11 protein-coding genes, 1 tRNA gene and 1 pseudogene are annotated in these 13,053 nt (G+C 58.2%); 9 read left to right on the forward strand and 4 right to left on the reverse strand.

Translation table 11 applies throughout. From position 1 onward, the window contains the following. Nucleotides 1–352: 352 nt before the first annotated feature. From MRX98_RS01800 to gltX, 4 genes and pseudogenes are all read right to left on the reverse strand, one after another. A pseudogene (locus tag MRX98_RS01800) lies at nt 353–1,564 on the reverse strand (AMP-binding protein); the annotation flags it as partial. A gap of 75 nt (nt 1,565–1,639) precedes the next feature. Then, a complete protein-coding gene (locus MRX98_RS01805) occupies nt 1,640–3,343 on the reverse strand; it encodes an acyl-CoA dehydrogenase family protein (protein WP_246902492.1) in 1,704 nt (567 codons plus the stop codon). 337 nt (nt 3,344–3,680) lie between these two features. Then, nucleotides 3,681–3,754, reverse strand: a tRNA-Gln gene (locus MRX98_RS01810). A gap of 41 nt (nt 3,755–3,795) precedes the next feature. Beyond that, nucleotides 3,796–5,202: a glutamate--tRNA ligase gene (gene gltX / locus MRX98_RS01815; protein ID WP_246902493.1), complete on the reverse strand. Its 1,407-nt coding sequence runs from the start codon at nt 5,200–5,202 to the stop codon at nt 3,796–3,798. A 378-nt stretch (nt 5,203–5,580) separates the two neighbouring features. Between gltX and rpmF the strand changes: the two genes are divergently transcribed. From rpmF to MRX98_RS01860, 9 genes are all read left to right on the forward strand, one after another. Next, nucleotides 5,581–5,757: a 50S ribosomal protein L32 gene (rpmF, locus tag MRX98_RS01820; protein ID WP_246902495.1), complete on the forward strand. Its 177-nt coding sequence runs from the start codon at nt 5,581–5,583 to the stop codon at nt 5,755–5,757. A gap of 52 nt (nt 5,758–5,809) precedes the next feature. Beyond that, complete coding sequence (locus MRX98_RS01825) at nt 5,810–7,456, forward strand: acyl-CoA dehydrogenase family protein (protein WP_246902497.1); 1,647 nt, start codon at nt 5,810–5,812, stop codon at nt 7,454–7,456. 43 nt (nt 7,457–7,499) lie between these two features. Then, a complete protein-coding gene (gene fabG, locus MRX98_RS01830; protein WP_246902498.1) occupies nt 7,500–8,264 on the forward strand; it encodes a 3-oxoacyl-[acyl-carrier-protein] reductase in 765 nt (254 codons plus the stop codon). A 117-nt stretch (nt 8,265–8,381) separates the two neighbouring features. Then, nucleotides 8,382–8,609, forward strand: coding sequence for an acyl carrier protein (gene acpP / locus MRX98_RS01835; protein ID WP_246902500.1), 228 nt, complete (start codon nt 8,382–8,384; stop codon nt 8,607–8,609). A 216-nt stretch (nt 8,610–8,825) separates the two neighbouring features. Next, nucleotides 8,826–10,067, forward strand: a complete 1,242-nt coding sequence (gene fabF, locus MRX98_RS01840; RefSeq protein ID WP_246902502.1) for a beta-ketoacyl-ACP synthase II — start codon at nt 8,826–8,828, stop codon at nt 10,065–10,067. A gap of 370 nt (nt 10,068–10,437) precedes the next feature. Then, on the forward strand, nt 10,438–11,079 hold the full coding sequence (locus MRX98_RS01845; RefSeq protein ID WP_246902504.1) for a GspH/FimT family pseudopilin: 642 nt from the start codon (nt 10,438–10,440) through the stop codon (nt 11,077–11,079). Nucleotides 11,080–11,120: 41 nt separating this feature from the next. Next, nucleotides 11,121–11,933 carry a prepilin-type N-terminal cleavage/methylation domain-containing protein gene (locus tag MRX98_RS01850; protein ID WP_246902505.1) on the forward strand — a complete coding sequence of 271 codons (813 nt, stop codon included), beginning with the start codon at nt 11,121–11,123 and terminating at the stop codon, nt 11,931–11,933. Between the two features lie 43 nt (nt 11,934–11,976). After that, nucleotides 11,977–12,381: a type IV pilus modification protein PilV gene (gene pilV / locus MRX98_RS01855; RefSeq protein WP_246902506.1), complete on the forward strand. Its 405-nt coding sequence runs from the start codon at nt 11,977–11,979 to the stop codon at nt 12,379–12,381. Nucleotides 12,382–12,400: 19 nt separating this feature from the next. Beyond that, nucleotides 12,401–13,000 (forward strand): pilus assembly PilX family protein, encoded by a 600-nt coding sequence (locus tag MRX98_RS01860; protein ID WP_246902507.1) that lies wholly within the window; start codon nt 12,401–12,403, stop codon nt 12,998–13,000. Nucleotides 13,001–13,053 lie beyond the last annotated feature (53 nt).

Here is a 13,053-nt window from a genome sequence, read left to right on the forward strand (position 1 = left end):
CCGAAACGCCATTTGCCGCGGCCCAGCGTGCAGCCACCTCGTAGTCGGGATAAACAAGGCTCACGTTGTAGGCTTTGCCGTCTCCGTACACCATGGCGTTGGTCACATGGGGCATAAGCTTCATTTCTTCTTCTATTACGGCGGGGAACACGTACTTTCCGTTTTGGAGCTTGTACTGTTCCTTTATGCGGCCGGTGATCCACAAAAAGCCGTCTTCATCAAAACGGCCGCGGTCACCGGTGCGGAAACCGCCATCCGGCATAATGACTTTTTGGGTCTCTTGCGGCATGTTGTGGTAGCCTTGCATGACATTGGGGCCGTACACCACGATTTCACCGTCGATCGGGTCGCCCTCGACAACCGATTTGTCAATCACGACCCTCTGCCCTTCGAGCACTTTGCCGACGCTGCCCAAGCGCCATGCGGCACTGCAGTTCATCGTCACCGCGGGCGAGGTTTCGGTGAGGCCATAACAATCGTAGATGGGGATGCCGATGTCAAAGAAAAACTCGCCGATTTCACGGTTCATTACCGCGCTTGCGGTGAGCGCGCCGGTCAGCCGGCCGCCGAATGCGGCACGGATTTTTGAAAATACAAGCTTATCGAGAATCGCCGTTTTTATGTTCGTTATCAAACTTGACCGGCCTTGTGCGGCAAGCTCCCGTTTTTTCTTCGCGTTTCTGCAGGCCGCGTCAAAAAGCGCTTTCTTTGCGCCGCCGGCATCGTTCATCTTACTCCGGATGCCATCATAAATCTTGTTGAAAACGCGGGGCACGGAAATCATATAGGTCGGGCGAACGCGCTGCAAATCTTCCGCGAGCGTGGTCACGTCGCGCATGAATCCCAGCGAACCGCCAAACTGGATCCAGTTGTTGAGCTCTCCGCTGAGCGCATACGAGTGGGCCCAGGGCAACATGGAAATCCCCACCTGGGTTTCGTTCAGCTCGGGATAGATCTTATACCCGCCGCGCGAGCAGTAGGTGAGGTTTCCGTGCGACAGCAGGACGCCCTTGGGCGCCCCGGTCGTACCCGAGGTGTAAATCAGCACCGCGATATCGTCATGGTGTGGAATAAGCGGCTCGGCAGGGTTCTGCATGCCCAGCTGTTCAAGCGCCGCAAGGCTTTCGGGGCCCTCCGATTCAATGATGTAGATATTTTCGAGCGTCGCGATTTCGTCTTTGAAGTGTTTGACTTTTTCGTATACTTCAGGTGTGGACACCAGCAGGAACTTGATCCGGCTGTCTTTGATGATATACTTCCAGGTCTGCACAAGTTCTTTTTCGTACATGGGGATGTATCGCGCATTGCGCCCGTAGGTTGCAAACGCCAAAACCACCCATTCGGGCCTGTTGGCAGAGATGATGCCGACGGCATCGTTTTTCTCGATACCGAGCTTGGCAAGCCCGCCGCGGGCATTTTTGATGCGCGTGCCGATTTCGCCGTAGGTCATCGTGTCAAGCGCACCCGCGCTGTTTCCGACCCGGAAAAGGACGTTCGCGCCGAACTTTTTCTCGCTTTCCAACCACCATTCAACCAGATTGTCCGGCTTCTCGTAGGTCCACATATATGTCTCCTCGATGGCTTTCGCCTGGATCAAAACCGTTCTACATCCCCGTTCGGATTTTCGCCTCGATGTCGTTTACGGATTCATTGCATACGTATCCTTCAGCGCGTACACCTGCTGTTCCCAGATACGTTGGAAACGTTCGGTATCCACTACGGGCCGCTTGATCATCTTCATGCACAACGCCATCTGTTTGTCGGTGCTGTCCGGCTTGGAATAGATCTGGAGGGCGAATTTTGAAAAGTCCCGCACCATGAAGTCAAAGATCTGCTCAACGAGATCATTATCCAGGTTGTCCATCCGATACTTTTCCAGCAGAAGCTGGCCGTAGGCCACCAGGGTGAACAGCTCGCCCAGGGAGAGCAGAAAGTCGATATTTTTCGCCTGTGCCTCGCTGGGGGTGGCGGTGGCGAGAAATTCCTTCAAGGTGCCGATCTGTTCCTTGAACAACGACACATTGGGCAGATCCACGCCGTCGTAGGCCAGGTTGTAGTCGTGAAACTGGATTCGGCCCAGCCCCTTGGTGGGGCCCTGGTTGAACAAAAAGGCATCGTCCGCCGGGTCGTCGCGTTTCGGAATCTCCGGAAACGTGCCCGGATTGAAAAAATAGTTGGCCATGAACTTGATGATCAGGGCCATGTTGACATGCACCGTGCCTTCCAGCTTGGGCAGGGAGCGGATATCCTTGACGGCCATTTCGAAATACATGTCCTTTTCAAATCCCCGGGCCGCGATCACGTCCCAAAGCAGGTTGATCACTTCTTCTCCCTGGGTGGTGACCTTCATCTTGACCATTGGGTTGTACAGCAGATAGCGCCGGTCTTGCGCACCGGCGCAGCGGAAATAGTCCGTCGCCCGTTGCGAAAACAGTTTCATGGCCACCAGGCGGGCATAGGCATCCACGAAAAGCTGTTTGATGTGCGGAAAATCGGTGACCCATTTGCCATACAGGTTCCTCTGGGCGGCGTGGTTGAGGGCCTCGTAAAAAGCATGGGTGGCGATGCCGATGGCGCCCCAACCGAGGTTGAATTTGCCCACGTTGACGGTATTCAAGGCCGCATCCCAGGCATCCCGGCCCGTTGACAGAAGGTCATCGTCGGTGATGGGATAGCCGTTCAACGCGTATTCGGCCACATAGCCCTCCCAACTGACCACGTTCTGGATCAAGTCGTAATTGGGATGCTCGGGGCTGACCGCGAAAAAGACATATTCATCGGTTTCGGAATTTTTGCCGAAGGTGGAAACCAGCGCCGCCTTGTTGGCGTTGCCGATATAGTATTTGCCGCCGTCGGCCACATACTTGCCTTCCGCAAGCGGGGTCAGGGCCATTTCCGATGAATAGAGGTCCGCGCCGTGGGCCCGCTCGGACAAGCCGAAGGCAAAGATCCCGCCCTCTTTGAGCAGGGTCGCGGTTTTCTTCTTGATGGCCTCGTTGCCGCTCATCCAGATGGGCCCCAGCCCCAGAATGCTCACCTGCCAGGTGTACCAGTGGGACAGGTTGTAGAATCCGAGGATTTCATTTAGATCACAGATCCGCAAGGTGTCCCAGCGGGTGTCCGGGTCGCCGTCGGCATAGGCCGCCGGCGTCAGCAGGGTGGCGAACACCCGGTTCTCCTTCAAAAAATTAATGAAATCAGCATACCATAGCCGTTCGTGACTGTCCGATTTGAGTTTTGCCTTGCCTCGGGACTCGAAATATTCAACGGTTTTTTGCATGATTTCCCTGGATCGGGGATCCAGGTGGGCGAACGTCTCGGTTTTCGGATTGAGCAGTATCATGGGTATCCCCTTTTCAGAAAAGTGAAGTGCATATTTGCGGTCCATCGGCGACCGAATTCAAAATGCCGCGGGGGCGGTTTTGGCCAAACCTGCACCCGGGTGGTGGATCTCGGAACCGGAGGGTCGTTGCCCGCATTGTGTTGCAAGGGCAACGGCCCTGATAAATGAATGAACACTCATTCATTTATCAGGGCCGTTGCCCCAGGTCAAGCAAATACGGCGGAGCGATAGCCTTACGGGAAACGCATTTCGGGATTTTTTCACACACAGCGTCTCGGACGGACCATGAAAAACAAAAGGGGCCCGGCCGGAAAGCCGCAACCCCTTGATTTTAAAGTGGCTGAGGGACCAGGATTCGAACCTGGGCTGACGGAGTCAGAGTCCGTAGTCCTACCGCTAGACGATCCCCCAGCGAAAATTCACCCCGTTATTAATGAAGATGACCGTTCGAGTCAAGGGGTTTTGTGCACAATGTGGTCGATGGCCCGGTCGAGCCGAGCCACCACCCGTTCGCGCCCCAGCACGGTGATGATCTCGAAAATGCCCGGGCTGACGGTGGTGCCGGTGAGGGCCACGCGCACCGGTTGGGCGATTTTGCCCAGCTTGAGGTCGAACTGTTCCATGACCTGCGCAAAGACCTCTTCCAGGGCCTTTTCGTCGAAGGTCGCCAGGGCGACGAGCCGGTCGCGCAGTCCGCGCAGGGGGTCGAGCACATTGGCCTTGAGAAACTTGGCGGCGGCCTTTTCGTCCAGGGCGATGGCGTCGTTGAAATAGAAGTGGGCCTGCTCGGCCATCTCCACCAGGGTTTTACTGCGCGCCTGGAGCGTGGCGATGGCGGCCTGCAGGTAGGCGTCGTCCGCGGCGTCCCAGCCCCGGGCGGCCAGAAAGGGGCGCAGGTGGGGCGCCAGGTCCGCCGGCGCGGCGGCTTGGATGTGATCGGCGTTGAGGGCGGTCATTTTGACCGGGTCGAAGACGCCGGCCGATTTGCCCACCCGCTCCAGGGTGAACTTTTCGATCAGCTCGCTGCGGGTGAAGAACTCCTGGTCGCCGTAGGACCAGCCCAGGCGGGCCAGGAAATTGATGAAGGCGTCGGGCAGCAGCCCCATGTCCCGGTAAGCGGTGACCGAGGTGGCGCCGTGGCGCTTGGACATGCGGGTGCGGTCATGGCCCAGCACCATGGGTACATGGGCGAATTCGGGCAGGGGGTGGCCCAGGGCCTGATAGATCAAGATCTGCTTGGGGGTGTTCATCACGTGGTCATCGCCGCGGATGATGGTGGTGATGTTCATGGTCATGTCGTCCACCACGGCGGCGAAGTTGTAGGTGGGCATGCCGTCGCCGCGCCGCAGCACGAAATCGTCCAACTCCTCGTTGGCAAAGACGATGGCGCCCTTGATGCGGTCGTTGACCACGGTGGTGCCGGTGAAAGGCGCCCGCAGGCGCACCACCGCGCCGGGGCGCGGTCCCAACCCCTTGTCGCGGCAGGTGCCGTCGTAGCGCGGCTTGGCCCCGGTGGCGCGGGCCTTTTCGCGCATGGCCTCGATGGCCTCGGGGGCGCAGGTGCAGTAGTAGGCGTGGCCGGCGTCCACCAAGCGGTCGATGTGGGTATTGTAGGCTTCCAGGCGGTCGCTCTGATAAAAAGGGCCTTCGTCGTAATCGATGCCCAGCCATTGAAGGGCCTCGAAGATGGCTTGCACCGATGCGTCGGTGGAGCGCACCCGGTCGGTATCCTCGATGCGCAAAATGAAATGCCCGCCGGTGTGACGCGCGTGGAGCCAGTTGAACAGGGCGGTGCGGGCCCCGCCCACGTGCAGGTAACCGGTGGGGCTGGGGGCGAAACGGGTGCGAACGGTGCTCATGGTGTTTTTTCCTTATGTATAGTCAAACAGGACTAGTCAACCAGCGGCCGGCACTCCTTGCCGGCGATTTTTGGCGGGTGTTGCTGCGAACCGGCGCGCTTTTGGATGCCCCCGACGGGCCGTCGCACCCGGTCCGGACGGACTTCCCGGGGCGACTTTCCATTGAATATTCAGGCTATTGCCCATCACGTGGGTCGGCACTGAAACAACCGTTATGCATACCATATCCCCCAGGCCGGCACAAGCCGCATGAAAGCCGGACGGCCGGATAAAAGCCTTGACAAGGTCCGGGAATTTAATTACTAGATGCCACAGCCTGAGACTGGGAAGTTATTTTAAATATATAATCTATAATTACAAACAGTTGGGAGATTACTCATGGCACTGCCGAAACGCAAGATATCCAAGTCAAGAAGGGACAAGCGACGCACCCACCAGAAAGTCGATGTGCCCGCGCCGTCCACCTGCCCGGAATGCGGCGAACCGATCATGCCCCACCACGCCTGCCCCAAGTGCGGTGTTTACAAGGGTCGCACGGTCACCGAGACGGAATAGCCTTTTTCGTTCCTTATATTCATCCGCCATTCAAATACAAGGAAACGCATTGATGAGTGCCGACATGTACCGGGGTTTGGATCTCAAATCACGGCAGATGGTGGTGGACACCGTCCACCAGTTGCGTAAAAAGTTGTTGAACAAGGAGAACATCCTGACCTGGGACAAGGACGAGGTGTTTCCCGAAAAGGCCATCCGCCAGATGCTGGGCCCGGACATCGGCCTGCAGCTGCTGTTCATTCCCGAGGAATACGGCGGCGCCGGCGGCGGCGCCCGGGACTGTTGCAAGGTGACCGAGGAGATGGCCAAAATCTGCCTGGGGGTGGCCACCGGCTTTTTCGCCATTCAACTGGGCACCGACCCCATCCTGGTGGGCGCCACCGAGGAGCAGAAGCAGCGCTGGCTGACCCGCATCGCCGATGGCGACACCCTGGTGGCCTACGCCGTCACCGAACCGGAGGCGGGCAGCAACCTGGCCTCCTTGAAAACAACGGCCGATCCGGTGACCGACGGCGACGGCAAGGTGACCGGCTACACCATCACCGGCAACAAGCAGTTCATCTCCACCGGCGGCTACGCCGACCTGATCACGGTGCTGGCCCAGACCCCCGACGGCCCCTCCTTTTTCGTGGTGGAGAAGGGCATGAAGGGGTTCACGCCCCTCAAGGGCGAGGAGAAGCACGGCATCCGCGCCTCCAACACTTCGCCGCTGAGCTTCGACGAAGTGTTCGTGCCCATCGAGAACCTGGTGGGCGGGGTACCGGGCAAGGGCCTCAAACAAGCCAATGTGGTGTTCGGCTACACCCGCCTGATGGTGGCCTCCATGGCCCTGGGCGCCGGCAAGGCCGCCCTGGAGATCGCCATTCCCTATGCCAAGGAGCGGATCCAGTTCGGCGGCCCGCTGTCCGAAAAACAGGGCTACACCCACAAGCTGATCGTGCCCAACGTGGTGCGCCTTGCCGCCGCCGATGCCTACATCGACCAGGTGGCCCACATGCTGGACGGCAGCGAGGAGGACTTGCAGGTGGAAGGCTCCATCGGCAAATACTTCGCCACCGAGGCGGCCGACCGCGCGGCTAACGACTGCATGCAGGCGCTGGGCGGCTACGGCTACATCCGGGACTTCGAAGTGGAGAAGATCAAGCGGGACGTGAAGATCACCTGCATTTACGAAGGCACCAGCGAAATTCAGCAGAACATCATCAGCACCTTCCGCTGGAAGGCCAGCCGCAAAAGCAAGGGCGCCTTCTACACCACCATGGCCGAGGAGATGGACACCCTGGCGGCCGAGGGGCCCGACGGCGGCTATCGCTTCTACGCCCAGGCGGCGCGGGCCCTGAACCTGACCATCGACCTGGCGCACAACAACCGCCTGACCCGCCAACAGGCCGTCATGTTCGACCTGGCCGACATGATGACCCACTTGGAGGTGGGCGTGGCCCTGGCCCGCAAGGCGTCCCGTCTGAACCGGGAAAAGGCCCCCGAGGCGGAGCGCTTCACCCTGATGGCCCGGGTGTTCGCCGGCGAGGTGGCCCGCCTGGTGAGCGAAAACGCCCTGCGCATCGCCATGTGCGGTGAGTTGGACGACCAGATCGCCCAACAGCATCTGGCGGCCATCGGCTACCAGGAGATGACCGCCGCCCGCGCGGGCTGGATGGGCGCCATGGACCGCATCGCCGACATGATTTTCAAAAGATAGTTCCAAGATACAATCAAGATACAATCAAGCACAAGGGGTTGAGATGACGGAGAACAGCGACCGCACAGTGGTGGTGACCGGCGGGTCGCGGGGGATCGGAAGGGCCATCTGCAAAGCCTTCGCCGAACCCGGCACCCGGATCTTTTTCAACTACTTTTCCCCGGCCGATCCCGAAGGGGAAAAGGCGGCCGCGGAAGAGACCATCGCCCTGGTGCGCCAAAACGGCGCCGAGGCCCAAGGCATGTGGGCCAATGTGGCGGTCCCGGCCGAAGTGTCCCAATTTTTCGATCAGGTCATGGAAGCCACCGGACGTGTGGATGTACTGGTCAACAACGCCGGCATATTGCGCGACGCGCTCATGGCCCGCATGAAAGAGGCCGATTGGGACGCGGTGCTGTCCGTCAATCTCAAAGGCCCCTTTCTCTGCACCCAGGCGGCCGCCCGCATCATGGCCAAGCAGCGCAGTGGTCGGATCGTCAACATGGCGTCGGTGGTCGGCGTCATCGGCAATATCGGCCAGGCCAATTATGTGGCCGCCAAAGCCGGCCTGATCGGCCTGACCAAAACCGCGGCCAAGGAGTATGCCTCCCGCGGCGTGACGGTCAATGCCGTGGCGCCGGGTTTCATCGACACCGACATGACCGCCGGGCTGCCGGAAAAGGTCCGCACCGCCATGCTCGCCTCCATCCCCCTGGGCCGCTCCGGCAGCCCCGAGGATGTGGCCGGGGTGGTCCGCTTTCTGGCATCGGACGCCGCCGCCTATTTGACCGGCCAGGTGCTGCATGTCAGCGGCGGGATGGTGATGTAATACCCAAGGTATTGTTAAAAATAGCTGTTTTGTCGATTTCTTATAGATATATTTCATTTTTCAGGACGCCCTGTTGTGTTTCGGGGGCGTGCCTAACTTCCGGAAAGGAGAAGGTCGATGTCTGTCGAAGATAAAGTCAAAAAGATCATTGCGGAAAAACTGAGCGTGGATTTGGAGGAAGTGGTGCCGGAGGCCTCGTTTGTGGATGACCTGGGGGCCGACTCCCTGGACCTGGTGGAGTTGATCATGTCCATGGAAGAGGAGTTCGACATCGACATCTCGGACGAAGATGCCGAAAAGCTGGTGACGGTGCAAAACGCCATCGACTACATCAAGGCCCATTGAACCGGTACGGCGCACCCGGCGTCGTGTGCCGCGGTACGTCCGGCAGGAGCGCCAACTCTCTGCCGGACGCACCCGGGGACGCCGGACGCTGAACCTTTACCGGGTCGCACCCCTGCGACCGAATGCAACGCAACGCTTTCCGCTGCTGCCGGAAATGCGGCACCTATCGATATTGTTTCGCTCCAATGCGAAGGACGTGGTGACAAGGAGGTACATTTGGAAAAACGGGTAGTGGTAACCGGAATCGGTTTGGTCACGCCCTTGGGCATTGGCGTTGAGGAGACCTGGTCGGCGCTGGTGGCCGGCAAATCCGGCGTGGGCGAAATCACCCGGTTCGACGCGACGGGCTACAACACCCGCATCGCCGCCGAGGTCAAAGGCTTCAATCCGGAAGATTTCATGCCCAAAAAGGATGCCAAGCGAACCGAACACTTCATCGCTTACAGCATCGCGGCCTCCCGCATGGCCCTGGAGGATGCCCGGCTGACCATCGACGCCGCCAACGGCCCGCGCATCGGCGTGCTCACCGGCTGCGGCCTGGGCGGTTTGAACATGCTGGAAATCACCGCGCGCACCGTGGACACCGCCGGACCGAAACGGGTCAGCCCCTTTTTCATCCCCATGCTGATCGGCAACATGGCCGCCGGCATGATCTCCATCCAGTTCGGCGCCAAGGGCCCCAACGCATCGGTGGCCACGGCCTGCGCCGCAGGGGCGCACGCCATCGGCGACGCCTTCGACCTGATCCGCTACGGCAAGGCCGACGCCATGATCACCGGCGGCGTGGAATCGGTGGTCACCCGCACCTGCATCGCCGGCTTCGGCGCCATGAAAGCCCTGTCCACCCGCAACGACGATCCCCGGAAGGCCTCCCGCCCCTTTGATAAGGATCGAGACGGTTTCGTGGTGGGCGAAGGCAGCGGCATACTGATCCTCGAATCCTTGGAACACGCCTTGGAACGCGGTGCCCACATATACGCAGAAATGGCCGGCTACGGCATGAGCGGCGACGGCTACCACATGACCTCGCCGCCCCCCGACGGCGAAGGCGCCGCCCGCTGCATGCAAGCGGCCATCGACGACGCCGGCATTCAACCGACCCAGATCGACTACATCAACGCCCACGGCACCTCAACGCCGCTTAACGATCTGTACGAGACGCGGGCCATCAAGATGATGTTCGGCGACCAGGCCCACAAAGTGCCCATCAGCTCCACCAAATCAATGACCGGCCACCTGCTGGGCGGCGCCGGCGGCATCGAAACCGTCTTCACCGCCCTGGTGATCCAGCACGGCATCCTGCCGCCCACCATCAACCTGGACAACCCCGGTGAAGAGTGCGACCTGGACTACGTGCCCCACACCGCCCGCAAGAAGGAGGTCACCTACGCCATGACCAACTCCTTCGGCTTCGGCGGCACCAACGCCTCCTTGATCTTAAAAAAGTTTACACAATAGCCTTCACGCAAACCCGTCGGGCGCCTGTGCTGTAAGGCTGGCGCCCGACGGGCCGCGTGGCCCTCCTCGACCATACTGGTCCCACACCCGGCCTGCGGCTTGTCCGCCAACCCTTCGATGGCCGGCGATGGCCGGACCATGAATCTTAAAAACGTCACCCCAATACCAAACTGCGTCACGCCATGTTCTAAATCCGTCACATCACACCACAACCAGCCGTTAATACTATAATTATCAAACGCCAAAACTACACTGACGCCGTATTCCATGCCCGCTGGGCCAGCCGAACCTAAAATTTTTTTATAGCTTCGCCTTCACCCGTCGCCAATTCAGCCCACCACTCTGCAAGCACCAACAGAGATTCTGAAACGTGGCCGACCAATCCATCAATCTGCTGAATTATTTTCATATTCCGCCGACCACGACCCGCCGCCCCAAAGAATCCGAAACCACCCTCGCAGAATGCTGGTACGACTATTGCAGTACTCCTGAACACAATTCATCTATCCCCATACACACGAAGATAGAGGACCGTATGAACGGAAGCGAAGCCACTACAGCTTACAAGAAAGTGCCATGGCCCAATGGCAAAAAAGGGTTCACCCTGGTTGAATTGATGGTGACCATTGCGATCATCGCCATTTTGTTGGGGGTGGCAACTCCCGCGATGGTAAGCTACATGCAACAAAAAGGGGTGCGCGATGCCGCCGACCAATTGGCAATGGATTTTCAACGCGCCAAAATGTTAGCCATATCCCGCAGCGCACCATGCTCGATTATCTTTGATACCGCCAATAATCGTTACACCATATCGCTGACCAACCAGACCATCGATCTGGTCAACTACCGTGGCGGTGTGACTTTTGCTGCGCCGTTTCCCGATCCGCCACAAGTTACATTCAATCCCCAAGGCACTTGCTTTCCTGCCAGCCAACTTTTTTTAACGAATGCGGCCGGTTCCAGAACTTTGGGGGTCAGAACCTCAATCGCCGGTGGCATCACACAGTTTTGAGTTTTTGCCAATGGGTGGCTGCCGTTTCAAGGAGATGCCCGATGAAAAAGTTGAATTATAAGAAAAAGTTTTTAAGTGTTTTTTGCCGCAACGAGGATGGGTTTACGCTCGTCGAGTTGTTGATCGCAATGGTCGTTGCGGCCATCGTGGGCGGCGCCATGGTTGCCAACTATGTCAGCCAGCAGCGTTCGGCAACGATGGTCCGGCAGGTGGCCCAAATGCAGCAGCAGTTGAGGGGGGCCTTGTTCATTATGGAAAGCGATATCCGTGTCGCCGGATTCAACCCTCAAAATATTACAGAGGTGTTCGGCGTTACGGATATCCGCCGAAGACTTATAGAGGATGGCACGCCTTCGACGGAGGGTATCCCCGCTCTGATGGTAGCCTATGACTGGTCACCCGGCAACCCATCGCCGGCAACCACCGGTAATGGTGTGTTGGACCCTGGAGAGTCACCGATCTATTACCTGCTGGATAACGGCAGAGGGTTGACCGACCTGATGCGTGATCTAGGTGGCGATCCCCAGTTAGTGGCCGAGAATATCGAAGCAATGGCATTTATTTTCGCATATCGCGACGATAACGGCGACATGGTGTGGGCGATGGATACCAACAATGACAACCGGTTGGACACGCGAATCGATGACGACGGCAATACCACGCCCCTGACTGCAGCAGTAGCACTTGATAATATTGTCGCCATCAGGGTTCAGCTACTGGCGCGTGCACCAAATCCGTCGCGGAACTTCTTCAGCCAACAGTTTTTTTTAGGTGATCTGCCGCCAATCGGTAACGATGCCTTTCGGCGTCGCTTGCTGGAGCGGGTCATCGAAATTCGAAATGCCGACCTTTGAATACTAATGATCCGCAATACTCAGGTACATTGGGGGCAACGCAATGAAAGCTGATCCTTCACACAAGAAAAAAATACATCGTGACGAAACGGGATTCACGTTGATCGAGGCCATGATTGCCATTCTCGTATTCACCATAGGCATTTTGGCCACCATCAGCATGCAGATCACCTCCATCCAAGGAAACGCCTTGGCCAGGAACAATACAGAGGCGGCGGCCATTGCCGCGAACCTGGCGGAGGAGTTGCGCTCTTTTCCCTACTCGGATGCTTCCTTGCAGCAGGGAAACCATGCGTTGCCTGATGTGGGGAATTACAGCGTTTCATATACGGTGCAGGATGACGCGATCCTTGCAGATACGAAATCGGTCCGTATCACGGTGGGTTGGACGACTCGCGCCACCCCGCGCAACGTCATCGTTGATTATTTATTCTATGACACCATCTAACTAAAAAAGGGATCAAAAAATGATAACCCGTCCGCATCTTAACGATCTTAGCGATGAAAGGGGTTCGGCCCTCATAACGAGCATTCTGATTCTGATGGTCGTCACCGCGATCGGCATCATCGCTACTCGCACTGCCGACATGGAAATTCAAATCGCCGCTTTTGATAAATTCCATAAATCAACCTGGTTTGCCACGGAGTCCGTCGTGGAGGCGATGGTACCTGGAATGGCGGAACAGGCTATTGATATGCGCCTTCAAGAAGGCGACGATGTTGAAACCGTCTTTCGTGTTTTATCGCCCCATATTACGTTGAATCCAGATTTTTTCTGGAACGAGGCCACCGGTATCTGCGCAGAGGATACGCCTACCGCCGCAAATGCCGACATCGCCTTGACCAATCGGACCATGGGCTCCGCGGATATCTTTGTTCGCACCTATGGACCGGGCGCCGATTTCATGCACGGCGCTGGCGTCGCTCTGCCCGAAGGCTACCATGGTTTTGGAAAGAGTTTGGCCAGAGGCGGCGCCCACATCACCTATACCAACAGGGGGCTTGGAGAGGGAGCAGGTAACAGCGTGGCCAGAATCTCAACCCAATGGAGATACGTCATCCAGTAAATCCTCCATGGGCTCGCCGCAGCACAATCGGTGAGCAACCGTTCATTCGGGTT

Source organism: Desulfatitalea alkaliphila (assembly GCF_022968795.1).
GTDB classification, from domain to species: Bacteria; Desulfobacterota; Desulfobacteria; order Desulfobacterales; family Desulfosarcinaceae; genus Desulfatitalea; species Desulfatitalea alkaliphila.